Genomic DNA, 24,986 nt, shown 5'->3' with positions numbered 1-24,986 from the left:
GATGAACCTGTCCCCTCTCAATCGCCGACGTTTCGAGCTGTTCAAGGCCAACAAGCGAGGTTGGTGGTCGTTGTGGCTGTTTCTGATTCTGTTCGGCGCAAGCCTCGGCGCCGAGCTGATCGCCAACGACAAACCGCTGGTGGTGCATTACGACAACGCCTGGTACTTCCCGGCGCTCAAGCGCTATCCGGAAACCGCGTTCGGCGGCGAATTCCCGCTGGAAGCCAACTATAAGAGCCCGTACATCCGCGAACTGCTCAAGGCCAAGGACGCCTGGGTGGTGTGGGCGCCGATCCCCTACAGCTACCAGAGCATCAACTACGACCTGAAAGTCCCGGCCCCCGCGCCGCCGTCCGCCGACAACCTGCTGGGCACCGATGACCAGGGCCGCGACGTGTTGGCCCGGGTGATTTACGGTTTCCGGATTTCGGTGCTGTTCGCTTTGACGCTGACCATCCTCAGCTCGATCATCGGCGTGATCGCCGGCGCCTTGCAGGGCTTTTATGGCGGCTGGGTCGACCTGGCCGGGCAGCGTTTCCTGGAGATCTGGTCCGGGCTGCCGGTGCTGTACCTGCTGATCATTCTCGCCAGTTTCGTGCAGCCGAACTTCTGGTGGCTGCTGGGGATCATGTTGCTGTTTTCGTGGATGAGCCTGGTGGATGTGGTGCGCGCGGAGTTCCTGCGCGGGCGGAATCTGGAGTACGTGCGCGCGGCCCGGGCGCTGGGCATGCAGAATGGTGCGATCATGTTCCGCCACATTTTGCCCAACGCCATGGTCTCGACCATGACCTTCATGCCGTTCATCCTGACCGGCGCCATCGGTACGCTGACCGCCCTCGACTTCCTCGGCTTCGGTTTGCCGCCGGGCGCCCCGTCGCTGGGTGAGTTGGTGGCCCAGGGCAAATCCAACCTGCAAGCGCCGTGGCTCGGTATGAGTGCGTTTGCGGTGCTGGCGTTGATGTTGAGTCTGCTGGTATTCATCGGCGAGTCCGCTCGCGATGCCTTCGACCCGAGGAAGTGAAATGAATCAGGACAATCTGATCGAAGTGCGCGACCTGGCCGTCGAATTTGTCGTTGGCGAGCACGTTCAGCGGGTGGTCGAAGGCGTCAGCTTCGACATCAAGCGCGGCGAAACCTTGGCGCTGGTGGGTGAAAGCGGCTCCGGCAAGTCGGTGACCGCCCACTCGATCCTGCGGCTGCTGCCCTATCCGCTGGCCCGGCATCCGTCCGGCACCATCACCTATTCCGACCGGAACTTGTTGGAGCTGAAAGAGAAAACCATCCGCCACATCCGCGGCAACCGGATCGCGATGATCTTTCAAGAGCCGATGACCTCGCTCAACCCACTGCACTCGATCGAGAAGCAGATCAACGAGGTATTGGGCATCCACAAGGGCCTGACCGGCAAAGTCGCGACCAGGCGCACGCTGGAGCTGCTGGAGATGGTCGGCATCCCGGAACCCGAGAAGCGTCTCAAGGCCCTGCCCCACGAATTGTCCGGTGGCCAGCGCCAGCGGGTCATGATCGCCATGGCCCTGGCCAACGAGCCGGAACTGCTGATCGCCGACGAACCGACCACCGCTCTGGACGTGACTGTTCAGCTGAAAATCCTCGAATTGCTCAAGGAATTGCAGGCCCGCCTGGGCATGGCGCTGTTACTGATCAGTCACGATTTGAACCTTGTACGAAGAATTGCGCATCGCGTATGTGTCATGCAGCGCGGTTGCATCGTCGAACAGGCATCGTGCGAAGAATTGTTCCGCGCGCCGCAGCATCCGTACACCCGGGAACTGCTGGCAGCAGAGCCCAGCGGCAAGCCTGCGACCAATGTAATTGGCCCGCCCTTGCTGCAGGTCGAGGACCTGAAAGTCTGGTTCCCGATCAAGAAAGGCTTTCTGAAAAAGACCGTCGACCACATCAAGGCGGTGGACGGCATCAATTTCAGCCTGCCCCAGGGACAGACTCTGGGGATTGTGGGAGAAAGCGGTTCCGGCAAGTCGACGCTCGGTTTGGCGATTTTGCGGCTGATCGGTAGCAAAGGTGCGATCCGTTTTGAAGGCAAGCAGCTAGACTGCCTGACGCAGCAACAGGTTCGGCCGCTGCGGCGGGAAATGCAGGTGGTGTTCCAGGACCCTTTCGGCAGCCTGAGCCCACGGATGTGCGTGAGCCAGATCGTCGGTGAAGGCCTGCGGATCCACAAGATGGGCACCGAGGCCGAGCAGGAACAAGCGATTATTGCGGCACTCAAGGAGGTAGGCCTGGACCCGGAAACCCGGCACCGCTACCCCCATGAATTTTCCGGTGGGCAGCGGCAGAGAATCGCCATTGCCCGGGCTTTAGTGCTAAAACCGGCGTTGATTCTGCTGGACGAGCCGACTTCGGCCCTCGACCGCACCGTGCAACGCCAAGTGGTGGAGCTGCTACGTTCACTGCAAACCAAGTACAACCTGACGTATCTGTTTATCAGCCATGACCTGGCTGTCGTCAAAGCGCTGAGCCACCAGCTGATGGTGGTCAAGCATGGCCAAGTGGTCGAACAGGGAGACGCGCAAAGTATCTTTGCCGCCCCCCAACATCCGTATACACAGCAGTTGCTGGAAGCCGCTTTTCTGGCACCAGCCACTGCGCAATAAACCTGAAAGAGAGGAGCAACACATGGGTTTTCTCGCCGGTAAGCGCGTACTGATCGTCGGTGTCGCCAGCAAGCTGTCCATCGCATCCGGCATCGCTGCCGCCATGCATCGCGAGGGCGCTGAGCTTGCCTTCACTTATCAGAACGACAAACTCAAGGGTCGTGTCGAAGAATTCGCACAGGGCTGGGGTTCGAGCCCTGAGCTGTGCTTCCCGTGCGACGTGGCCAGCGATGCCGAAATCGCCAAGGTCTTCGAAGAGTTGAGCAAGAAGTGGGACGGCCTGGACTGCATCGTGCACTCCGTCGGCTTCGCCCCGGGCGACCAACTGGACGGCGACTTCACCGAAGCCACCACCCGTGAAGGTTTCCGCATCGCTCACGACATCAGCGCCTACAGCTTCGTGGCCCTGGCCAAGGCTGGTCGCGAAATGATGAAAGGCCGCAATGGCAGCCTGCTGACCCTGTCGTACCTGGGCGCCGAGCGCACCATGCCGAACTACAACGTAATGGGCATGGCCAAGGCTTCCCTGGAAGCTGGCGTACGTTACCTGGCCGGCTCCCTGGGCCCGGACGGCACCCGCGTCAACTGCGTATCGGCTGGCCCGATCCGCACCCTCGCCGCTTCCGGCATCAAGAACTTCCGCAAAATGCTGGCCGCCAACGAAGCGCAAACCCCGCTGCGTCGTAACGTCACCATCGAAGAAGTCGGCAATGCCGGCGCCTTCCTGTGCTCGGACCTGGCGTCCGGCATCAGCGGCGAAATCATGTACGTAGACGGCGGCTTCAACACCACCGCCATGGGCAACATCGAAGAGTGATCTTCGGTTAGCCGTTAAAAAACCCGCCTCTTCAGGCGGGTTTTTTGTGCCCTCAAATTCAAAAGATCTTCACAACAAACACTGAGCAAACAACTGCTGGATCGGCTGTGTACGCTGGCTATAACGCTGCAACAGCACGATCTCCCGGTAGAACGTCAGCTCTCCCAGCGGGATGATCCTGACCTTCGCCCCATGCTCAAGCCACAGCCCCGCCTCGGGCAATAGCGAAACACCCAGCCCGCATTCCACCATCTTGACAATGGCTTCCAGCTCATCCAGCTCCAGAGCCACCTGTACATCAATCTGCTGCTCGCGCAAAAAACGCGTCACCAATCGCCCACCGAATGAATTGCGGTCGTAGCGTACGTGGGGATGGCTGGCGAGTAACTGCAGCGGGTCATCCCCCTCAAGGTCGGCCGGCACGATCAGCACAAACGGCTCCCGGCGAATGACTTGCACCGATAATTCCTTGGGCAGTTCGAACGGCGGCTTGATCAGAATCGCCAGGTCCACTTCGCCAGTGTCCACCTGGCTCAGCAGGTTCAGGGATACCCCCGGCACCAGTTTCGCCTCCAGCAACGGCGCCTGTTGCCTGAGTCGCAACAGCGCCCGTGGCAACAAACCGGTCTGGACGGTGGCCACCGCGCCGATCTTCAATTCGCCACGAAACTCGCTGATGTCATCACTGACGGCCATGCGACTGAAGATCTCGAGCATTTCCTGAGCCATCGGCAACGCTCGCTGCCCTGCGGCATTGAGGAGTGCCTGACGCCCGGTGCGATCGAACAGACGGATGCCCAACGCCTGCTCCAGATTGCGGATCTGCGCGCTGACCGCCGACTGAGTCAGGCCAATGTGCATGCCTGCCGCTGCGAACGTGCCATGGCGCGTCACGGCAATGAAGGTTTTCAGTTCCCGCAGCATACGGCCCCCCAATTGATCGAAATAATTTGAGCTCGCTGCAAAAACTATCGTCTTTCAATCAAAAAGCACAGGACTAAACTCAGCCTCAACGCTCAACCCATCGAGGCACATCCGATGCAACTGTCCCCTTTTCATTTGGCCATCCCGGTTTACGATCTGGACGCTACCCGGCGTTTCTATGGCGAGGTGTTCGGCCTGGAAGAAGGTCGCTCCAGCGATCACTGGGTCGATTTCAACTTTTTCGGCCATCAACTGGTGATTCATCTGGCCCCGAAAAACGCTTCTCAGGAGGCCGCCCATACCAACGCCGTGGATGGCCACGACGTACCGGTGCCGCATTTCGGTGTGGTATTGCCGATGGAAGAATGGGAGGCGCTGGCCGAACGCCTGAAAGCCCTGGGTACACACTTCGTGATCGAGCCGGGCATCCGGTTTCAGGGATTGGTGGGCGAACAAGCCACGATGTTTCTTTTCGATCCCTGCGGCAATGCTCTGGAGTTCAAGGCGTTCAAAAATATCAATCAGTTGTTCGCCAAATGATCCGCCTGCCCCTTGACGCCACCACCCTCAGTGAAGCGGTGGTCAATGGCGAGACCACCGCTGCCATCGTCGTCGAAACCTTTCTTCAACGCATTCAGGCGCAAGAGCCGGATATCCAGGCTTTTGTCTCGTTCGACGCCCGGCAGGTCCGCGCCGATGCGGCGCAGCACAACGGCCAGGGTCTGCTGGCCGGCGTCCCCGTGGGTATCAAGGACATTTTCGACACTGCGACCCACCCCACGCAGTTCTATTCACCCATCTATACCGACCATCAACCCTCCCGGGACGCCCACGTCGTGACGCTGCTGCGCCAGGCCGGGGCGCTGATCATGGGCAAGACCCATACCACCGAGTTTGCGTACATGCACACCGGTCCAACCCGCAATCCCCACGACCTTACGCGAACGCCGGGCAGCTCCAGCGCGGGCTCGGCGGCCGGGATGGCTGCAGGGTTCTTTGCCCTGGCGCTGGGCACCCAGACCGCTGGCTCGTTGCTCAAGCCGGCATCCTACTGCGGCCTCTTCGCCTTCAAACCGTCGCTGGGTCTGGTGTCGCTGGAAGGGGTAAAACCGTTGGCGCCGAGCTTCGACACCGTGGGTTGGTATGGCCAGTCAGTGCGCGACCTGCACCTGGTAGCGCGCGTGTTGATTCCCGGGTTTGTGATGCCGGACATCGAGCGGCGTCCGCTGCACTTGGGGTTCTGCCGCACGTCGCGCTGGGATCAAGTGGACCCCGACGTGGTCCTTGCCCTGGAACAGGCGGTGGATCAGTTGCGCAGCGCCGGCCATCACGTGAGCGATGTACGGCTGCCGGATGAGTTTGCCGGTGTATTCGACGATCATCAGTTGATTAACGATTGCGAAGGTGCCCGCTCGCTGGCGAAGGAGTTTCAACAACACCGAACACAATTGAGCCCTTCGACCCTGGCCATGTTCGAGCGGGCGGCAACCACAACCTGGCAACAGGAATCCGCTGCCAAGGCGCGCCTGGCTGATCTTGCCCCACGCTTGAGCGAGCTTTGCCGCCCCTTCGACGCCATGCTCGGCGCCTCTTGCGGGATGGTCGCGCCGGTCGGCCTGGAAAGCACCGGGCCGTCGGACTTCATCAAGTTCTGGGGGGCGTTTGGCTGGCCGCAACTGAACATACCGCTGAGACCCGGCCAAGCCATGTTGCCTGTCGGGCTACAGATGATCGGAAGGTTCAGAGAGGATGGTCGGCTGTTACGAACGGCCGAGCACGTTGCAGCGGTTTTGCAAGGCGCCATTCAAGAATGACGAGCTTCGAACTGTCGGGCACGCAACGCCTTATCGACCAGAGCCAGCAGATCTTGCGCCGTTTGGGTTAGCTGAGCATCAAACTCGATCTGCCCGACACTGAAGCGAATGTCATAACCACGATGCACCGTGGCATTGCGCTCATCGAGTATTTCTTCGAGGCGCGCCCTGATTGCGGCAATCTCCACCGTGTTGGCGCCGGTCAACAAGGCAGCAAACTCATCGCTGCCCAGCCGACCGATCACATCGCTTTCACGAAAAGCGATGCGCAGCACGTCGGCAAAGGTTTTCAGGGCGTTGTCGCCCTCGGCACGCCCATACAACCGGTTGATGCGCTTGAAGTCGTCAAGGTCGAAAAACAACAGGGTCGCAGGTTGGCCCAACTGCCGACAAGCCTCCAGCGCCAATTGGGCCAGAGCCTCGAAGCCATGACGATTGGACAGCAGCGTCAACTCATCCATGCTCGCCATCTGCACGCCCATCAGTTCTTGCTCGGCCTTGCGCGCCAGGTCGCGCAGTACATCGCGGTCCTGCACGGCGCCGTCGAGGACGTTCGGCGTGCCCACGCCGGGTTTGAGCGGTTTTTCTGGGGTTAGCATTACTCACTCCCTTGATGGATATAAACGTTAGAGTCGTTCACACCCGGTTTGACTCCCTATAAACGCGCCGCTGGTCAGCTACCCGCCACCGGACACGGCCCTCCAGCGTCCGCCCAGAGTTTGAACTGGGTGACGAAAATGTCGTGGGGCACCGGCACCGGCGTCCGTCCCTCACCTGGATGCCAGCCCCAGAGCACCAGTTTGTCCTCGCTGACATGTTTGATCAGTGCCGCAAAATCACGATCGCCATTACTGGAACGATCCTTGATCATTGCGCACAACCTGTCGGGCGGCAGGCCGATCCAGGCCATTTTGTGCGCGGCTGGCGGCAGGCTCCAATGCGGCGCTCCAGGCGGTGTGTGAGGCCCATAACTGGCGGGCGGATTGCTGTCGGCATGGCAACTGGCACACGGCAGACCGGCCGCCCCTTTGCCATCCATCCCGCGAACCACCCTCATCGCGTGAGGATTGCCGGCGTCGAACTGTAAAGGCGAATCGCCGGGGATATGGCAGTTCTGACAGCGCGGGCTCTGGAACACCTTCTGTACCGTGTCAAACGCCTTCAGCGCCTCTTTATCATCAGCGAACAGGTCCGAGGCATAGCCAGTCAGCCCGATCAACACCACCGCGCCCAGCAACAGATGTCGTTTCATGTCACACCCCCGACAATTGCAGCGGCAGTTCCCGCAGACGCTGCCCGGTCAGGGCAAACACCGCGTTCGCCACGGCCGGCGCCACGGGCGGTACACCAACCTCGCCGATGCCGCCGGGTTTGTCGGTGCTGGGGACGATATGCACTTCGACCACGGGCATTTCGTTCAGGCGCAACACCTGATAGTCGTGAAAATTGGATTGCTGCACCTGGCCGTTCTTGAACGTCAGTTTGCTGTGCAAGGTAAATCCGAGACCGAAGGTGATGCCTGACTCCATCTGCGCGGCGATGCTCTGCGGGTTGACCGCAATGCCGCAGTCCACCGCACACACCACCCGGTGTACGCGAATCGCCAGGTTGTCCTGCGACACCTCCGCCACATGGGCGACGTAGCTGCCGAAAGACTCATGCACCGCCACGCCCAATGCGTGGCCGTCCGGCAACGGCGCTTTCCAGTCGGCTTTCTCCACCGCCAGATTCAGCACCCCCAGATGCCGTGGATGCGCCTTGAGCAAGGTTCGTCGGTATTCCACCGGATCCTTGCCGGCCGCCTCTGCCAGCTCATCGATCAACGACTCCATGACGAATGCCGTATGGGTATGCCCCACCGACCGCAACCACAGCACGCTGATGCCGGTTTGCGGGGAATGCAAGTCGATCAGGTGATTGGCCAGCCCCTCAAAATAGGGACTGTCGGCCACACCCTCGACGGAGGTTTTGTCGACACCGTCCTTGACCATGGTCGCCTCGAACGACGTGCCAGCCATGATCGACTGCCCGACCAGCATATGCTTCCAGGCGATCGGCATACCGTCGGCGTCCAGCCCGATGCGTGCCTGATGCAGGAATGCCGAGCGATAGTAACCGCCGCGAATGTCATCCTCTCGGGACCAGACGGTTTTCACCGGTTCGCCTGCCGCTTTGGCGACGTACACCGCCTCGCTGACAAAATCCGAGGTCGGGTTGGCCCGACGCCCGAAGCCGCCACCGAGGAATTGGGTGTGGATCTCGACCTGTTCGGGTTTGAGCCCGGTGATCTTCCCCGCAATCATCTGATCCAGGGTCTGGAACTGCGTGCCGGTCCAGATTTCGCATTTGTCCTTGGTGATGTTCACCGTGCAATTGAGCGGTTCCATCGGCGCGTGGGCCAGGTACGGCACGCTGTATTCGGCCTCGATAGTCTTCGCCGCCCTGCCCAACATGACCGTCGCGTCCCCGGCCTGGCTGACCGAGGTCCCGGGGGTGGCGGCGAGTTTACGGAAGCTTTCCAGCAGTTGCTGGCTGTCGAGCCCGGCGTTCGGCCCCGGTTCCCATACAACCTTCAGCGCATCGCGCCCCAGCTTCGCCGCCCAATAATGATCGGCAATCACCGCGACTCCCGTGGGCACCTGCACCACTTTGTGCACGCCAGGCACCGCCAGCGCCTCGGCGCCTTCGAAGGATTTGACGCTGCCACCGAACACTGGCGGCCGAGCGACCACCGCAGTCATGAGCCCGTCGAATTGCACGTCCATGCCGAACTTCGCCTGCCCGGTGATTTTCTCCGGGGTATCGAGGCGCTTGGTGGGTTTGCCGATGACCTTCCAGTCCTTGGCTTCCTTGAACTTGATCGAGGCTGGATCCGGCACCGGCAACTTGCCGGCGTCATCCGCCAGTTCGCCGTAAGTGGCGCGTTTGTCGCCGGCAATGACCACGCCCGATTCGGTGCTAATCTGCGAAGGCGCCATGTCGAAGCGCTTGGCTGCCGCGTCGATCAGCATCAAGCGCGCCGCTGCGCCGGCCTGACGATAGCGATCGAACTCCATCCAGGTCGAGGTCGAACCGCCGGTGATTTGCATCCCGCCAAACGCCGGCAGGCCATACTCGGCGGCCGAGGCTGGCGCGTGTTCGACGCGAATTTTCGACCAATCGGCGTCCAGTTCTTCGGCGATCAACATGGTCAGGCCGGTCCAGATGCCCTGGCCCATTTCCGAATGGCCGAGCAGCACAATGACGCTGTTGTCGTTGCCGATGCGTAAAAAGGCATTGGGCGCGAACACCTCTCCTTGATTCTCGGCACCGAAGGCGAAGCGATGGCCGCCAGGAATGACAAACGCCACCACCAGACCGCCTCCCAACACGGCACTGCCCTTGAGAAAACCGCGACGCGAAACAGGGTTGATGCTGTTCATTGCTCAGACTCCCTTCAACGTGGCTTCAACGTCGCCTCACCCGATCTCGGCGGCGCGTTTGACCGCGGCGCGGATTCTTGGGTAGGTGCCGCAGCGGCAAATGTTGCCGGACAGCGCCTGGTCGATGTCGCTGTCGGTAGGCTTGGGGATCTTCGCCAGCAACGCGGCCGCCGACATGATCTGCCCGGACTGGCAATAACCGCACTGAACCACATCGAGTTCGGCCCAGGCTTGTTGCACCGGGTGCGAGCCGTCGCTGGACAGGCCTTCGATGGTGAGAATTTTCTGCCCGTGGGCCACCGCCGTGGCGGGCGTGATGCAAGAGCGCAGCGGCGCGCCGTCGACGTGTACGGTGCAGGCGCCACACTGGGCCATGCCGCAACCGAATTTGGTGCCCGTCAGGTGCGCGACATCGCGCAGAACCCAGAGCAACGGCATGTCCGCGGGGACATCCAGTTCCTGGTCCTTGCCATTGATATTCAGGGTCAGCATGGCTGATTTCCTCAGACTCACGGTGTTCTGAAGGGGCGCCGCTGTGGCAGCGAAATACCTACGCGGCGCCTTGGGTCATCCCTACAGCTAAGCGCAATTTGACCCACAAGCCATGTTCATCGACCACCGGTCGCTCCCGTCCCGTAGCAGCAGCCTCGGACAGCTCGGCAGCTGCTACGGACTTGTCGATCTACGGCGCCACCCGTCTACTGCGGACTGGCTAATCTGATAATCCAGTGTGTTCAATCTGCCGAGGACAACCGCCATGCAACGCTTTCCAAAAATCACGCCCTGCCTGTGGTTTGACGATCAGGCCGAAACGGCGGCGAAATTCTATTGCTCGATCTTCGATCACTCGAAAATCACCGCCATCACCCATTACAGCAAGGCCGGTCAGGAAATCCACGGCCGCCCGGAAGGTTCGGTGATGACGGTCAGCTTCGAGCTTGATGGCCAGACCTTCACCGGTCTCAATGGCGGGCCAGTGTTCACCTTCAACGAAGCGGTGTCGTTCCAGGTCAATTGTCAGAATCAGGAGGAAGTCGACCACTTCTGGGGCAACCTGTCCGCCGGTGGGCCTGTGCAGGCGCAGCAATGTGGCTGGCTCAAGGATAAATTCGGCGTGTCATGGCAGATCGTGCCGATCGCGCTGATGCACATGATGCAAGACCCCGATACGCACAAGTCCCAGCGCGCGATGCAAGCGATGCTGCAAATGAAAAAACTCGACATCGCCGAACTGGAACGAGCCTTTGCGGGCCAGAGCTAATACACTCAGGCACTGGCCCGCCAAGGACATCGAGATGAAGCACACCGTCGCCAAAGATGCAGACAAAGCCCCGCGTTTCTGGCGCGACGACGCCCTGCCCTTCATCGAAGCCCGCTCCATCGCCGACGGCCGCGAGGTCTGCTACGCCCGGCATTCCCACGAACACTTTTCCATCGGTGCTATCACCGCTGGGCGCAGCACCTACATCCATGAGCAATCGGAGTTTCAGGTCAGCGCCGGCACCGTGGTGTTGATGAACCCCGGCGATGTGCATGCCTGCAATCCGATCGATGACCAGCCTTGGTCGTACCTGATGCTGTACGTCGAGACGCCTTGGCTGACTGACTTGCAGCATCAGCTCGGCTTCAGCCAGGATTCGGCGTTTCGCCGGTTTTCCATCACCCACAATCGCGATCTCGAGCTGTTCGCCGGCCTGAGGAGCGTATACGAGGTGTTGATCGATCAGCAGCAAGACGTGCTGCGCAAACACAGCGCGGCGGTGGAGTTTTTCACCGAGGTGCAACAGCGGCTCAACCCGGTCGATCAACCGCTGCGCGAACCCAATTTCAAGCTCGAACGGGCCGCCGACTACATCCGCGATAACTGCACGCATCAGCTCAAGCTCGAAGACATTTGCGAAGCGGCGCAACTGTCGCCGTCCTACCTTATCCGCGCCTTCAAACAGCATTACGGCATGACGCCCCATGCATTTCTGGTCAACCGGCGCATCCAGTTCGCCCGGGATCGACTGCGTAGCGGCAGGCTGATCGCCGATGTCGCATTGGAGGCCGGATTTGCTGATCAGGCGCATTTTCAGCGGGCGTTCAAGCAACATCTGGCGGCGACACCAGGGCAATATCGCGGGTAAGTTAATATGTCGAAATGCGCCCCTGTCAAAAACAGGTTAGTTAATATAAACCCACGAGCCATGCCGGTAAAACTCATACAAAGTCATATAACTAATATGACAACACTCCAAACTCTTATTTAAGCTCCCTTCCCACGCTACAACCCAATATCAGAAGATGGAGCTTCTTACTTGAACACGCCGAACAACAACGTTTTTCATTCCAGCAACCAACGCGAAAAACAATTAGTCATTGAAGCCATCGCCAACTTCCTCAGCGATGAAGACGTCATGGCAACCGTTGGATGGTCGTGGGATCGTGTATCAGTTACCTGTGACCCGAATTCCGACTTCTCCCAACTACATCGTCCAGCTACTACCTGCCTGGCGAGGCTCAGCCGGCAACCCGACTTCAAAAAAATCGCGGTCGAACAAGGCATCTCCCGAACAAACATCTTTCATGTCAATGAACGCGGCCAACTCTTTTATTCCTATGACAACATCAGTACCCGTGAAGCCAACGGTGAGCTGATCACTGTCAGTTTCTTCTCCGAGCGTAACGACATCGCCCATCACTTCACTGGCGTTGCCGATATCGACGAACAACTACGCCTCCTTTCAGGCAGTGCCAAGCTGACTGGCGGATGGGTGACGTCCACCGAAAAAATCACAATAAGTCAGTGGTTGCGTTTTCACAGCTTGCCACTTCCGGCCAGCGTGGAAAGTGCAAAAGAGTTAATTGACTTACTGAATGTCACCCCCCTTCCAGCACCGTCGCCCTATGGGAACTACTGGGAGTTGCTGAGCCCTCCCAAAGACTCACCGTTCGAACTCACGGAGAAAAATCGCGCCCTCATTCGCGATGTGATCGAGGAAGAAACCGGAGGCGAACTTCCTTTGGTTTCGCTTTATGGCCATGCGCTGAAACTTGAAAGCTTTTCCGCCGACAAACTGCCCACCAGCCAAGGTTACCGTCTGACACGGCTGATCGATATTGCAGTGTCGAGCGCGAATAATGGGCATGCGTTCATGACGGCATTAGGCTGGTTCGCTGATGAAAACGGCCCCAAGCCCACCGAGCAGTTCATCGAACAGCTGATGATTGCGGTGATGCTGCTTGACCTTGATCCGGAACTGGACAGCGCCAATACCTCGTTTGCAGGTTTTGACCTCTACTCGAAACGTCATTTGCTGCTTTCCCCCTCAGCGGTCCGCACGCAACTTGAACAGCATCTGGTCAGCCAACTCAAGCTCGACGCCATGATTGCCCCGCTCGTCGCGGAATGGGTCCTGGGTGGCATGGCGCCGGAATATCTTGCCGATGAACTGCCGTCCAATCTGCGTATCGGCACACCGGCGTGGGTCGTCTTCACCCAGGCCGTACACTTTGCCGAAGCGATCACCCCCGGTGTTTCCCGGAGCATGGCCTACCAACACCTGCTGGGGTTCGCCCGCGCATCGCAATTGACACCCGAGCTCAAAGCAGTGTTTGCCGCGCACTCGGCTGACCCGGTGATCACTTGGGCGCTGATGAACGACCTGATCTCCCGGGATTCAGAGGGCAACCTCAATCAGCAAGCCGTTACGGTGGCGATGGATGAGTACAAGCAACATGCGGACATGATGACGAGCGCCTTGATTGATCTGGGCAAACCGCTGCCCCATCGCAAGGCGCTCGCGCTTAAAGAACTGAAATCCCAAGTGCCGGATTGTGACCCCGAGGAACTGTTGGTCAAACATCGCGGAACGGGCGGCGGCGCGGGAAGGCGAGTATCGGTTGTCGATCTTTACCTGGGCGATGAGCTTCACACCCGGGATTGGGATCGAGCCAAAGGCACCAGCATTTACGAGTCCTTTCCTGATCTGGCTGACATGTACCCCGTTGCGGATTTATTTCAGCAAGCGGTCCACAATCATCACAACTCAATGACCGAAGCATTGTCGGCCATTATCAACGTCACCTTTTCGCAACTAAGCCCGACGGACAGGTCGTTCATCGAGGACGGCCACCTGGGTATCTATTGTGTTCAGGAATACACCACCACCCGATTTACCAATATTCCCAACCCGACGGGCGTAGTAAGACCAGCGACGCCCATCCCTGGGAAGACGGGTCGTTATGGTGTTCTCATTTGTGCGGTACTTGATTCAGAGCTTCGTTGTTATCAACTGTTTCCAATGAGGACGGAATGCGTATACAGCGAGGAACTTGGCGAAGTGTTTCGCCCTCTCTTCATGGCCAGTGGGTCCGCTGTAGCGACGTTTGTGAACCACAAACACCATTTGGAAGGCCGTCTGGATATACAGGCTTATCGAGCGAACACGGCCCCCCGCAGCTATTCCCGGTCCGCCTTTTTCATCCGCAAGATAGGTGAATTCAACCCATCGTCGGCCAGTGCAGGCACCCCCTCGCCGAACCGCTACTTTCGTTCCACGCGAAAAGAAGCAATCAGCGACCTTATTGCAAAAAAGAACCCCTATTTCACTGTAGATGAACTGATGCAACTGGGCCTCGATCAGACCAAACGTGAAAAAGCGATTGAAAAGACCGACGCCATCTTCACATTCATTCTGAACCTGATCATTCCGTTCAAGGAATGCGTCGAGGAGCTTTCCTCGGGGGTTCCTGCCCGACAAAACCGCGCTATTCACGGCTGTGTCATGGACGCGGCGGCCCTCGCTGTTTCCTTTGCCGTCGTCGGCATTAAAGTTACCGCTATCAGCGCCAAGGCCACGACCCTGGTCTCCAAACTCCTTTCCACGTCCAAAGTTGTTGGCAGTACTATCATCAGCCTTTTCAACCCCATTGACGGAGTGCCTCAACTGCTCAAGGGTGGCGGAAAACTATTGGCCCGGGGCGTGAAAAAACTAGGCGCTCATGCGCTCTCCACCCCGTATCTGGCTCGGCGGCAGTTGCGCTATCTGACGGGCGCGAACAGCTATGATCTGCTCCGGGCCATCAACCATACCGGCGCAGGCCCCCGGATTCGAATGTCGCTGGACACGGTTGCCCATGGTCGAGCGCTGTTCAAGGACGACAGCATTCAAACCGTTGAACAGATTGTGACCCGCCTGGGCAACAAGAACAGTCGACTGCCAGATGGCGCTCTGCCGTCCGAACTGGAGCATCTGTTCAACAATGCGCTTGTTGAATCGGCGCTCGGACTCAAGCAAGCGCAAGATCTGCAGGGATTGATCGGTCGAACGCCTGTTGAAGATCTTTTCAAGGCAGTCCTGGAAAAAGCTCAATACAGCTACACCAGCGCCCGCTCCGCATCCGGTGCTCAAGGTTACGCCGATACACTGGCAACCTTTGCCCAGGTCGAAGCGAAAAACGTCACCTACATGAAGAATTACCAACAAAACGTATTACAGCAAGACCTGGGCAAGGTACCGTTTAATCAGGTCATGCCAGAATCAGCCTTCAATCCAATGGGCTTTACCGATAACTCGCAAAGGGCCGGCGCCTGGATCGTCAATGGTTCTACCTCCCCTGGCAACGACCTCGACAGCATCGTTGCGGTACTGCGCGAGTACGCCGGCAATCAAAAAACACTGACTGATCCGACCGTGATCAAACAGCTGCATGCCCGTATCGCGCCAGCCACCTCGGACGTCGTACGCGTGGGCGTCAATGACAAGAAATACGCTAGCAACATCAGTGGATTCGCCGCGATGGAACAACATCTGAAAACACTGAACTCCGGTCATGAGCATTTCGACAAACAGTTGCTGGCGACCGTCGTAGGTTTCCACGGTCTAGGCGACGGTAATGGCCGTACGGGTCGTGCCCTGTATGCCATCAGCCAGCTTCGAAACAACCGGTTCACACCGCTGACAAAACAAGAGTTCAGTTTGCTGCACGGACTCGATTAAGGTGAATGACTGAGGGTATGTTGCTTAGGAAAGCAACAAATACACCGCACTCAGCCCTAGCAACAATGCCATGAGCCGGTTGAACCATCGCATGCCTACAGGATTATTCAGATAACCCTGCAGGCATGTCCCGGCATACGCCCAACAGCCGACAGACACATAGCAGATCACCAGATACACCGCCGCAAACTGCCAGACCAGCCGCGCCTCACCGTCCGCGACGAACGCGCCCATGCCCGCTACACAGGCCAGCCAGGCTTTCGGATTGAGCCATTGCATCATCGCGCCATATAACATCGACGGCGCCCGGCGCGATTTATCCGCATCAATGCGACCATCGTCCGCCGCCAGTTTCCAGGCCATGAACAACAGAAACGCAACACCCGCCAGTTGCACCACCTGCGTCAACGCCGGCCACAGCCGCAATACCTCATGCAACCCCAATCCCATCAATACCAGCAATAAAACGAAACCCAGCGTTGCTCCGGCGACATGTCGCTGACTGGCGCGAAAACCGAACTGCGCCCCCGAACTCAACGCCACAATGTTCACCGGCCCCGGTGTAATGGAAGCGACCAAGGCAAACGCCGCCATGGAAAGAATCAGACTCATTGCATACCTTCTTCAATTCAGTTGAACCAGGGGTCAAGGTAAAGAGCCAGGGGAATGCTGTATTGAAGAAAACAACCCTTGCCTGTCCCGCGACGCATGTCACTTCCTGTAGGTTGCAAGACTGTCACGAGGGACCTTATGGCGGGCCTATACTTCAAGAGTCGGCACACTCGATGCGGGGCGCGTCGAGTGATCGTTCACGCAGGCCACAGCCTGCCTTCATCGTAGGGAGGAGAAGATCATGGCGCGTAAATACATCGACTGCCGCGAGTTCCCAAGCGCGTCCAAATGCTCGGTCGCCCTGTCCGCAGACTCTGAAAACGAACTGCTGGAGGCCGCGGCACAGCATGCGGTCAGTGTTCACAAGCACACCGATTCACCAGAACTGCGTGCTCAACTGAAGACAATGTTCCACGACGGCACCCCGCCCGTAGAAGCACCGCGTCCGGCGTAGCGCAAAAAGGGACAGACCACGATTCAAGGCAGATGCCGAACAATCGTGGTCTGTCCCGTGTTTTTCCTCCCGTGTTTTTCTCTGTACGGCTATTTGCATCCACCGCTGTATAGGCTAGGACACTACCCCTTCGTGATAAAAATACCGCTCTCGTTCCTGGAGCCCCGTTCATGGACCTCGCCACCCTCCTCCTGTTTTTGCCGGCCTGCTTCGCCCTGAACATGGCCCCCGGCCCAAACAATCTGTTGTCGGTCAGCAACGCCACCCGTTATGGCTATCGTCGCGCCTGTGTGGCCGGCGTCGGGCGTTTGCTGGCGTTTGCCGGGATGATTGGCCTGGCCGCCGCCGGATTGTCGGTGGTGCTGAAAACCTCGGAATGGCTGTTCTACGCGATCAAGATCATCGGTGCCGCTTACCTGTTGTACCTGGCGTGGCAACTGTGGCGTGCCAATCCCGAGGCCGAGCAGCACATCACCGGCACGCCGGTGGGGATCCTGGCCCTGGCGCGGCAGGAGTTTCTGGTGGCAGCGGGTAATCCCAAGGCCATTTTGCTGTTCACCGCCTTCCTGCCGCAGTTCGTCGACCCGACCCAGGCGGTGGCACCGCAATTCGCGGTGCTCGGCGCGTTGTTCCTGCTGCTGGAATGGATTGCCATCAGCGCCTACGCCTACATGGGCCTGCACATGCGCCGCTGGTTCGCCGAACCGCGGGGCAAGCGGATGTTCAACCGTTGCTGCGCGGGGTTGCTGTCGGCGGCAGCTTCTGTGCTGTTGATGGCGAAACGGGCCTGACCTTTACGCTTGGGACGGTCCTTTCAGTTCGACCTGGTTGCCGTCCGGATCGAAGCAATAGATCGACAGCCCGTTGCCTTCGGCACCAAAACGCACCGCAGCTTTCTCGGGTTTCAGGCCGAAGGACTGCAAGTGACTGACCAGCGCTTCCTCGTCAAACGGTTCGATGCGCAGGCAGAAGTGGTCGACGTTGCGCCGTTCGCGACCAGCGGCAGCCCCGCCCGTGCGGCCGAGCTCGCCCTGGATATCGACGAGGTCGATCATCGAGGTGCCCGCACGCAAATGCACCAGGCCCAGATCGTCGCGGCGCTTGACCAGTTCGGCGCCAAGTACCTCGCCGTAAAACGCGATGCTGCGTTCGAGGTCCTCGACGCGCAGGACGATATGATCGATGTGCTTAATCGTGAATGCTTGCATTGGGATGGATTCCTGAAAATATCGTTTACAGCATTGCCGGTGACCCGATGACTGTAGCTCAGGGTACAAAAATTCTCTGTCGATTTTCCGGTGGAGGCGCCAGGCAACGCGGCTTATGCTCAGCCCATGAACCTACAAAACGCTGTGCTTCCGCCCCACGCCGAGATGGTTCGCGCCATGCTCGAACGCGACACCGCCTACGAGGGGGTGTTCTTTACCGCGGTCAAAACCACCGGCATCTTCTGCCGCCCCAGTTGCACGGCGCGCAAGCCGAAGCCGGAAAACGTCGAGTTCTTCGCCCATGCCGATGAGGCGATGTCGGCGGGTTATCGGGCCTGCCTGCGGTGCAAGCCGCTGGACGCCGCGGCCATTGCGCCGGACTGGGTGCAACGACTGCTGAAATCCGTCGACGCCGACCCCGACCAGCGCTGGACCGATGCCCAATTGCTCGCCGAGGGCATCGAGCCGCTGAAACTGCGGCGCTGGTTCAAGCAGCATTTCGGCATGACCTTTCATGCCTGGTTGCGCAGCCGACGCCTGGGCATCGCCCTCGGTGGCATCAAACAGGGCGACTCCATCGACAACGCGGCGTTCGATTCCGGCTATGAATCCCTGAGCGGTTTTCGCGATGCGTTTCAAAAGTCATTCCACATCACCCCCGGTCGCGCCGCCCACAGCGAGCCGCTGCTGTTCACCCGATTGACCACGCCACTGGGACCGATGATCGCCATGGCCGAACGGCGTGGGCTGGTGCTATTGGAGTTTCTCGACCGACCGGCATTGACCAAGGAAATCGAAGAACTGCAGAACCATTATGGCTACGCCGTGGCCCCCGGACACAACGGGCATTTGCAGCAGATCGAAGAGGAACTGGCGCAATACTTCGCCGGCAAACGGAGCGAATTCAACGTGCCCCTGCACCTGCCCGGCAGCGCGTTCGCCAAGCAGGTGTGGAGCGAATTGATGAAGATCCCCTACGGCCAGACCAGCACCTATGGCGCGATTGCCGCGCAACTGGGCAAGCCCGGCGCCAGTCGCGCCGTGGGCATGGCCAACGGGCAAAACCGTCTGGCGATTGTGCTGCCCTGTCATCGGGTGATCGGCGCAGACGGCTCGTTGACCGGCTATGGTGGTGGACAACCGCGTAAAGCGTTTCTGCTCAGGCTGGAAAGCGCCGCGGTGCAAATCACCCAACAACTGGCATTCTGATCACTCCATTGTTTTTCAATAAAAAGTCATAAGGAGGGACATTCAATGGACACACTCGACACTCAATTCCATCAACTGCACCAGAGCGGGCTGTTGATTCTGACCAACGTCGCCGACGCCACCGGGGCGCGACTGGTGGAACAGCTGGGCAGCAAAGCCGTGGCCACCAGCAGCGCAGCGGTGGCCTGGGTGCATGGTTATCCGGATGGCAACACCTTGCCGCTTGAGCGGCTGGTTTCCACCGTCGAATCCATCGCCCGGGTCATCAGCGTACCGTTGAGCGTGGACATTGAGGCGGGTTATTCCGATGACCTGGACCGAGTTGCGCAAGTGGTCGACGCGGTGATCGCCGCCGGTGCCGTGGGGATCAATATCGAGGACGGTGCTGCCTCGCCCGACCTGCTGGCCCGCAAGATCGAAATCGCGCGCCAGGTTGCCAATCGCCGGGATGTGAAGCTATTCATCAATGCCCGCACTGACGTGTACCTCAGGGGCCTGGTGCCGGCCGAAGATCGCGTCGCCGAGACGCTCAAACGCGCCGCGTTGTATCAGGCGGCCGGTGCCGACGGACTGTTCGCCGCTGGCGTCACGGCAGCGTACGAGATCGACGCCCTGTGCCACGGCACGACGCTGCCGCTGAACGTGCTCGGCTTCCCGGGCCTGCCTTCTCCTGAAGAACTGCAAGCCCTTGGCGTGCGCCGTTTGAGCGCCGGCTCGGGCATCGCCGAATTCCTCTACGGCGCCATGGCCGGCCTGGCCAAAAGCTTTCTGCAAACCGGCACGCTCGACAGCAGTCACCTCAAGGCCTTCACCTACAGCCAAGTGAACGCCCTGCTGGCCCCGACCGGCAAAGTTTGACCGCAAGCAATGGAGTGCGGCGCTGCGGGGAGACGACTAGTCTTCCCGCAGCCACCCGCCCCTCAGGATGCTCCATGCCCGACACCTATCAACTGGCCAGCGAATTTCTCTCGGCCCTCGATACCGACTGGCAGCGCCACATCAGCGCCATCGGCCCCTGCCTGCATCAACCCCATGCGGCGCGCGATCCTTATGAATCGCTGGTGCGGGCGATTGCCTATCAGCAACTACATGCAAAGGCCGGCGATGCGATTGTCGGTCGGCTACTGGCGTTGTTTCCCGCGAACACCTTCCCCAGACCCGAGCAGATCCTGGCGACTGACTTCGAGCAGATGCGCGGTTGCGGGTTCTCCGCCAGTAAGATCGCGACCATTCAGGGCATCGCCCAGGCGGCTCTGGACGGCGTGGTGCCGGACTACGCCACGGCGCTGGCGATGGACGATGAAGCATTGATCGAGCGTTTGATCACCTTGCGCGGAGTGGGCCGCTGGACCGCGGAGATGCTGCTGATCTACAGCCTGGAGCGCCCGGACGTTTTGCCGGCCGATGACTTTGGAGTGCGAGAGGGTTATCGCCGGTTGAAGGGGCTGGAACAACAGCCGAGTCGCAAGCAGATGATTGATATCGGGCTGGCATGGAGCCCTTATAGGACGGTGGCGTCGTGGTATTTGTGGCGGGTGCCTAACCGGTAGACCGCGACAACGCAGGCATAAATTCAAGTGCAGAAACGCTTACGGTCTAGTCTGTCTTGAGTCATCCCAACCCCGTCGGAGGCTCCCATGCAGCTCGAAGGCTCCTGCCATTGCGGCGCGGTGTCGTTCAGCCTGACCAGCGCCCACCCCTACCCTTATCAGCGTTGCTACTGCTCCATCTGTCGCAAGACCCAGGGCGGTGGCGGTTATGCGATCAACCTGGCGGGCGACGCCCAGAGCCTCAAGGTGCGTGGTCGCAAGCACATCTCGATTTACCATGCGCGGCTCAAGGACGAAGGCGATAAGCGCGCCCGGCGCAGCACCGCCGAGCGGCATTTCTGTTCCCGGTGCGGCTCGGGATTATGGCTGTTCAGCCCTGAATGGCCGGAGCTGATTCACCCGTTTTCCTCGGCCATCGACACCCCGTTGCCGGTGCCGCCCGAGCACACGCACCTGATGCTCGGCTCCAAGGCGCCGTGGGTGGAAGTCGAGGTGCATCCGGGGGACCAGCAATTCGAGGTCTACCCCGTAGAGTCCATTGCCCAGTGGCATGAACGCCTGGGCTTGAGCCGCTAATCCAGATGCGCCCAGGTCATGCGAAACGACGCCCCACCCCACTGCGAATCCGCCACTTCCACTTGCCCGCCATGGGATTGAGACACCCGCCGCACCAGCGCCAGGCCCAGGCCGAAACCACCGGTGCGGCGGTCGCGGCTGGCATCGAGGCGCGAGAACGGTTCGAAGATTTTCTCCCGCCCGTCCAGCGGCACGCCCGGCCCATCATCATTGACCTGCACCTCGTAGTGATCACCGGTGCGCACCAACGACACCTCTACCCTCTGGTCGGCATAACGAATGGCATTGCGCAGCAAATTGATCACTGCCCGGGCCATGAAGCGCGGTTCGATACGAACTTCGTCAACCTGACATTCGACAATCAGCAATTGCACCCCGGCGGCTTCAGCCTCCAGCGTCACGCTGCCCACCACGCTGTCTAACCAATGGCTGGCCTGAATGTTCTCCCGGGTAATCACCGTAGCACCGCGTTCAAGGCTGGCGTACGTCAGCAACTCGGAAACCATTTCTTCCAGCTCGCCGAGGTCGGCGTACATGTCGGCGATCAACTCGCGGCTCTGGGTTGGGTCGGGCTGTTGCTTGAGTTGGTCGAGTTCGAACGACAACCGCGCGATGGGTGTGCGCAGCTCATGGGACACCGCGTTGGTCAGCTCGCGCTGGTTGGCGATCAGCCCCTCGATGCGCGCGGCCATCAGGTTGAAGTGTTCGGCCAGGTCACGAATGTTCGAGCGCTTGGACAGCTGGATGCGCGCCGACAGGTCGTTATCGCCAAAGCGTTCGGCGGCCAGGCGCAGTGTCTCCAGATCGCGCCAGTGCGGGCGCACCCAGAAAAACAATACAAAACCGATCATCACCGCGATCATCAGATAGGCCGCGGCAATGTAGAACGGCATCAGACTCGGCTCGGCCGGCAGCTTGATGCTGAGCAGTTGCGAACCGTCGTCAATGCGCGAGATGAACTGCGTGTACTTGTCGCGCATCACCAGCAGGCCCTGGGCCAACTCGGCTTGTTCCTGATCGGTCAGAGACAATTGATCGGTCTCGACCAGAGCCAGGCCCAAACCGTAGTGAGGGCGTATGGCTTCCAGCTGTCGCTCCCGGGCCGGACTGTCCAGGCCGCGCAATTGCTCGACCAGCGACCAGGCCTGACCACGCACCGCCTCTTGGTTGTAGCTGCGCATCTGACCGTCGAGCAGCGCATCGAACGTGCGCTCGACGGTTTGCAGCCCCAGTACCAGGCCAACCGTCATCACCAGAAACAGTCCCAAAAATAACCGCAGCATTTACAGCTCCCACGCAAACGGATTGAACAGATAACCCTTGCCCCACACGGTCTTGATGCACACCGGTTCGCGCGGGTTGTCCTTGAGCTTGCCGCGCAGTTTGCTGATGTACACGTCGACGCTGCGGTTGAGGCCGTCGAAGGCGATACCGCGCATGCGGTTGAGGATGTCGTCGCGGGACAGCGTCTTGCCGGCAGCGCTGGCCAGCAACCACAGCAGTTCGAATTCCATGGTGGTGAGCTCGATGCCCTCGCCCGCCAGGCGCACTTCGCGGCAACTGCGATCGATGCTCAGATGGCCGAATTCCAGTGAGCTGCACACACTGCTGTCCGGCATCTGACGGCGTTGCAAGGCACGCAGACGAGCGAGCAGCACGGGGGGCTTGATGGGTTTGATCACGTAGTCGTCGGCACCGGATTCCAAGCCGAGAATGTGATCGAGGTCGTCTTCCTTGGCGGTGAGAATGACGATGGGGGCGTCGGATACGCTGCGGATTTCGCGGCACACGTGCAGGCCGCTCTGGCCCGGCAACATCAGGTCGAGTACGACGATTTTCGGTTTGAATTCAAGGAAAGCGGCTACCGCGAGGTCTCCGCGGTGCACCTCGCGGACTTCAAAACCGTGTTGGGACAGGAAATGCGCAATCAGCCCGGCGAGCTTCTCGTCGTCTTCCACCAGCAATACTTTGCCAAAACCCAGACTCTCCATGATGACCGTCTGCCAACCCTTGAATGAAATGGCCGGCATTATGGCGCCAATCGGTGAAGGGACGGTTATCGCAGACAGCAAAAACCGGCCACGAGAGCCGGTTTTTGGCGATGTTTCATTCTTTTAAGAGTTTTTTACAATTATTGAAGATGACACGTTTTCACGCCGCGACCGGCACACCACTGTGAAACCTGAACTCCACATCCGGCGACTCGATCAACGCCTGTTCGGCGTCGCGCACCTTGTCGATCACCTGGGCGATGTCCTTGGCGTCACCGTATTGATAGGCCAGTTTCAGATACCCCTGGAAATGCCGGGCCTCGCTTTTCAGCAGGCCGAAATAGAACTTGCCCAGCTCCTCATCCAGATGCGGCACCAACGCCTCGAAACGCTCGCAACTGCGGGCTTCGATGAACGCGCCGACCACCAGCGTATCCACCAGTTTCACCGGCTCGTGGCTGCGCACCACTTTGCGCAGCCCCGAGGCGTAACGCCCGGCGGACAGCTGGCGCAGTTCAATCTTGCGCCTTTTCATCAGGCGCATGACCTGCTCGTGGTGCACCAGCTCTTCCCGGGCCAGACGCGACATCAGGTTGATCAGATCGACGTGGGAGTGATACTTGGCAATCAGGCTCAACGCCGTGCTGGCCGCCTTGAATTCGCAGTTTTTGTGGTCGATCAGCAGCGTTTCCTGATCGGCCAGCGCGGCCTGGACCCAACCGTCGGGCGTGCGGCAGCCGAGGAACTCGTGAATTTCGGGAAGGATCATGGGGCTCACGGATAAAAGGTTCAAAACGAAGGGCGCCGATTATACCGGCCTGCCGACAGACCACCAGTCGCCACCGTTGATATGCATCAAGTCGCGAATGCCCGACCAGCAACTATAGTTGTCCAACGCAGTGTTTTTACCTTCCTGGAGATCCCGATCATGCAAGCCATTCGCAGCATTCTGGTGGTCATCGAACCCGAACACTCGGAAAGCCTGGCGCTCAAACGGGCCAAATTGATCGCTGGCGTGACCCAGGCTCATCTGCACCTGCTGGTCTGCGATAAAAAGCATGATCACAGCGCGATGCTCGGCGTGCTCAAGGCGGCTCTGCTGGCGGACGGGTACAACGTCACCACCGAGCAAGCCTGGAACGAAAGCCTGCACGACACCATTATCGATGTGCAGCAGGCTGAAGGTTGCGGGCTGGTGGTCAAGCAGCATTATCCCGACAGCCCACTGAAAAAGGCCCTGCTGACTCCGGCGGACTGGAAACTGCTGCGCTACTGCCCGACTCCGGTGCTGCTGGTGAAAACCGCCAAACCCTGGACCGGTGGAGTGATCCTGGCGGCCATCGATGTCGGCAACATGGACGGCGAACACCGCACCTTGCATGCCAGCATCATCGATCATGGCTACGACATTGCCAGCCTGGCCAAAGCCCACTTGCATGTCATCAGCGCCCATCCGTCGCCGATGCTGTCGGCGGCCGACCCGACGATGCAGCTCAAGGAAACCATCGAGGCCCGTTACCGCGAGCAGTGCCAGGCGTTCCAGGCCGAGTTCGACATCGACGACGACCACCTGCACATCGAGGAAGGCCCGGCGGATGTATTGATTCCATTCATGGCCCATAAGCTGGGGGCCTCCGTGACGGTGATCGGCACGGTGGCGCGGACCGGGTTGTCCGGGGCGTTGATCGGCAATACGGCGGAAGTGGTGCTCGATGCGCTGGAAAGCGATGTGCTGGTGCTCAAGCCGGACGAGATCATGGATCATCTGGAAGAGATCGTGACCCGGCATTGA

General features: G+C 59.6%; 25 protein-coding genes. 15 read left to right on the top strand and 10 right to left on the bottom strand.

Translation table 11 applies throughout. The features are described from left to right. Position 1 precedes the first annotated feature (1 nt). The 3 genes from AC07VO_RS24565 to fabI are packed head-to-tail and all read left to right on the top strand — an operon-like array spanning position 2 to position 3,450. Positions 2–1,021 carry an ABC transporter permease gene (locus AC07VO_RS24565; protein ID WP_007906755.1) on the top strand — a complete coding sequence of 340 codons (1,020 nt, stop codon included), beginning with the start codon at positions 2–4 and terminating at the stop codon, positions 1,019–1,021. Between the two features lies 1 nt (position 1,022). Continuing rightward, positions 1,023–2,633, top strand: coding sequence for an ABC transporter ATP-binding protein (locus AC07VO_RS24560; protein WP_018929627.1), 1,611 nt, complete (start codon positions 1,023–1,025; stop codon positions 2,631–2,633). Between the two features lie 22 nt (positions 2,634–2,655). Next, positions 2,656–3,450 carry an enoyl-ACP reductase FabI gene (fabI, locus tag AC07VO_RS24555; RefSeq protein WP_007937760.1) on the top strand — a complete coding sequence of 265 codons (795 nt, stop codon included), beginning with the start codon at positions 2,656–2,658 and terminating at the stop codon, positions 3,448–3,450. A 69-nt stretch (positions 3,451–3,519) separates the two neighbouring features. Here the strand turns inward: fabI and AC07VO_RS24550 are convergent, their stop codons facing one another. Next, positions 3,520–4,374, bottom strand: coding sequence for a LysR family transcriptional regulator (locus AC07VO_RS24550; protein WP_018929628.1), 855 nt, complete (start codon positions 4,372–4,374; stop codon positions 3,520–3,522). A gap of 114 nt (positions 4,375–4,488) precedes the next feature. Here AC07VO_RS24550 and AC07VO_RS24545 point away from each other — a divergent pair, with 114 nt between their 5' ends. Together AC07VO_RS24545 and AC07VO_RS24540 are read left to right on the top strand one after the other, a co-directional pair. Next, entirely contained in the window at positions 4,489–4,914 is a 426-nt protein-coding gene (locus AC07VO_RS24545) for a VOC family protein (RefSeq protein ID WP_019579332.1), read from the top strand. Next, on the top strand, positions 4,911–6,188 hold the full coding sequence (locus AC07VO_RS24540; protein ID WP_086946057.1) for an amidase: 1,278 nt from the start codon (positions 4,911–4,913) through the stop codon (positions 6,186–6,188). Before AC07VO_RS24545 ends, AC07VO_RS24540 begins: the two co-directional genes overlap by 4 nt. Here the strand turns inward: AC07VO_RS24540 and AC07VO_RS24535 are convergent. From AC07VO_RS24535 to AC07VO_RS24520, 4 genes are all read right to left on the bottom strand, one after another. Continuing rightward, positions 6,179–6,787 carry a GGDEF domain-containing protein gene (locus tag AC07VO_RS24535; protein ID WP_064618228.1) on the bottom strand — a complete coding sequence of 203 codons (609 nt, stop codon included), beginning with the start codon at positions 6,785–6,787 and terminating at the stop codon, positions 6,179–6,181. The genes AC07VO_RS24540 and AC07VO_RS24535 overlap by 10 nt on opposite strands. A 74-nt stretch (positions 6,788–6,861) precedes the next feature. After that, positions 6,862–7,440 (bottom strand): hypothetical protein, encoded by a 579-nt coding sequence (locus tag AC07VO_RS24530; RefSeq protein ID WP_018929632.1) that lies wholly within the window; start codon positions 7,438–7,440, stop codon positions 6,862–6,864. 1 nt (position 7,441) lies between these two features. Beyond that, positions 7,442–9,610, bottom strand: a complete 2,169-nt coding sequence (locus AC07VO_RS24525) for a xanthine dehydrogenase family protein molybdopterin-binding subunit (protein WP_086946056.1) — start codon at positions 9,608–9,610, stop codon at positions 7,442–7,444. A gap of 36 nt (positions 9,611–9,646) precedes the next feature. Next, on the bottom strand, positions 9,647–10,102 hold the full coding sequence (locus AC07VO_RS24520; RefSeq protein WP_007937751.1) for a (2Fe-2S)-binding protein: 456 nt from the start codon (positions 10,100–10,102) through the stop codon (positions 9,647–9,649). Between the two features lie 265 nt (positions 10,103–10,367). Here AC07VO_RS24520 and AC07VO_RS24515 point away from each other — a divergent pair, with 265 nt between their 5' ends. The 3 genes from AC07VO_RS24515 (at position 10,368) to AC07VO_RS24505 (ending at position 15,594) form a co-directional block, all read left to right on the top strand. Next, positions 10,368–10,871 carry a VOC family protein gene (locus tag AC07VO_RS24515; protein ID WP_086946055.1) on the top strand — a complete coding sequence of 168 codons (504 nt, stop codon included), beginning with the start codon at positions 10,368–10,370 and terminating at the stop codon, positions 10,869–10,871. Positions 10,872–10,905: 34 nt separating this feature from the next. Beyond that, positions 10,906–11,739 (top strand): AraC family transcriptional regulator, encoded by an 834-nt coding sequence (locus AC07VO_RS24510; protein WP_018929636.1) that lies wholly within the window; start codon positions 10,906–10,908, stop codon positions 11,737–11,739. A 171-nt stretch (positions 11,740–11,910) separates the two neighbouring features. After that, the gene (locus AC07VO_RS24505; RefSeq protein WP_086946054.1) at positions 11,911–15,594 is read left to right on the top strand and encodes a hypothetical protein; all 3,684 of its coding nucleotides are present in this window, start codon (positions 11,911–11,913) and stop codon (positions 15,592–15,594) included. Positions 15,595–15,618: 24 nt separating this feature from the next. Here AC07VO_RS24505 and AC07VO_RS24500 read toward each other — a convergent pair whose 3' ends face one another. After that, a complete protein-coding gene (locus tag AC07VO_RS24500; protein ID WP_018929638.1) occupies positions 15,619–16,206 on the bottom strand; it encodes a LysE family translocator in 588 nt (195 codons plus the stop codon). Positions 16,207–16,447: 241 nt separating this feature from the next. Between AC07VO_RS24500 and AC07VO_RS24495 the strand changes: the two genes are divergently transcribed. After that, complete coding sequence (locus AC07VO_RS24495; protein ID WP_007937743.1) at positions 16,448–16,660, top strand: DUF1059 domain-containing protein; 213 nt, start codon at positions 16,448–16,450, stop codon at positions 16,658–16,660. Positions 16,661–16,830: 170 nt separating this feature from the next. Further along, positions 16,831–17,451, top strand: a complete 621-nt coding sequence (locus tag AC07VO_RS24490) for a LysE family translocator (RefSeq protein WP_019579340.1) — start codon at positions 16,831–16,833, stop codon at positions 17,449–17,451. Positions 17,452–17,454: 3 nt separating this feature from the next. Here AC07VO_RS24490 and AC07VO_RS24485 read toward each other — a convergent pair whose 3' ends face one another. Further along, positions 17,455–17,868, bottom strand: a complete 414-nt coding sequence (locus tag AC07VO_RS24485; protein ID WP_086946053.1) for a VOC family protein — start codon at positions 17,866–17,868, stop codon at positions 17,455–17,457. A gap of 126 nt (positions 17,869–17,994) precedes the next feature. Between AC07VO_RS24485 and AC07VO_RS24480 the strand changes: the two genes are divergently transcribed. The 4 genes from AC07VO_RS24480 to AC07VO_RS24465 all read left to right on the top strand — a co-directional run bounded on the left by AC07VO_RS24480 (position 17,995) and on the right by AC07VO_RS24465 (position 21,203). Further along, positions 17,995–19,077, top strand: coding sequence for a bifunctional transcriptional activator/DNA repair enzyme AdaA (locus AC07VO_RS24480; protein ID WP_064618236.1), 1,083 nt, complete (start codon positions 17,995–17,997; stop codon positions 19,075–19,077). 45 nt (positions 19,078–19,122) lie between these two features. Then, the gene (locus tag AC07VO_RS24475; protein WP_086946052.1) at positions 19,123–19,935 is read left to right on the top strand and encodes an isocitrate lyase/PEP mutase family protein; all 813 of its coding nucleotides are present in this window, start codon (positions 19,123–19,125) and stop codon (positions 19,933–19,935) included. 74 nt (positions 19,936–20,009) lie between these two features. After that, complete coding sequence (locus AC07VO_RS24470) at positions 20,010–20,627, top strand: DNA-3-methyladenine glycosylase family protein (RefSeq protein ID WP_086946051.1); 618 nt, start codon at positions 20,010–20,012, stop codon at positions 20,625–20,627. Between the two features lie 87 nt (positions 20,628–20,714). Further along, on the top strand, positions 20,715–21,203 hold the full coding sequence (locus AC07VO_RS24465; protein WP_086946050.1) for a GFA family protein: 489 nt from the start codon (positions 20,715–20,717) through the stop codon (positions 21,201–21,203). On the opposite strand, the gene AC07VO_RS24460 is transcribed toward AC07VO_RS24465, so the two are convergent. From AC07VO_RS24460 to AC07VO_RS24450, 3 genes are all read right to left on the bottom strand, one after another. Continuing rightward, positions 21,200–22,486 (bottom strand): ATP-binding protein, encoded by a 1,287-nt coding sequence (locus AC07VO_RS24460; protein ID WP_086946049.1) that lies wholly within the window; start codon positions 22,484–22,486, stop codon positions 21,200–21,202. The two genes, AC07VO_RS24465 and AC07VO_RS24460, sit on opposite strands and share 4 nt — an antisense overlap. Next, entirely contained in the window at positions 22,487–23,194 is a 708-nt protein-coding gene (locus AC07VO_RS24455) for a winged helix-turn-helix domain-containing protein (protein ID WP_086946098.1), read from the bottom strand. It lies immediately after the preceding gene. Between the two features lie 160 nt (positions 23,195–23,354). After that, positions 23,355–23,963 (bottom strand): MiaE family protein, encoded by a 609-nt coding sequence (locus AC07VO_RS24450; RefSeq protein WP_018929651.1) that lies wholly within the window; start codon positions 23,961–23,963, stop codon positions 23,355–23,357. Positions 23,964–24,122: 159 nt separating this feature from the next. Here AC07VO_RS24450 and AC07VO_RS24445 point away from each other — a divergent pair, with 159 nt between their 5' ends. Next, on the top strand, positions 24,123–24,986 hold the full coding sequence (locus AC07VO_RS24445; RefSeq protein WP_064618244.1) for a universal stress protein: 864 nt from the start codon (positions 24,123–24,125) through the stop codon (positions 24,984–24,986).

Source organism: Pseudomonas sp. GW821-FHT03E01, from assembly GCF_059420765.1.
Note: the sequence above shows the minus strand (reverse complement) of the source record. Positions and strands in the feature narration are given on the sequence as shown.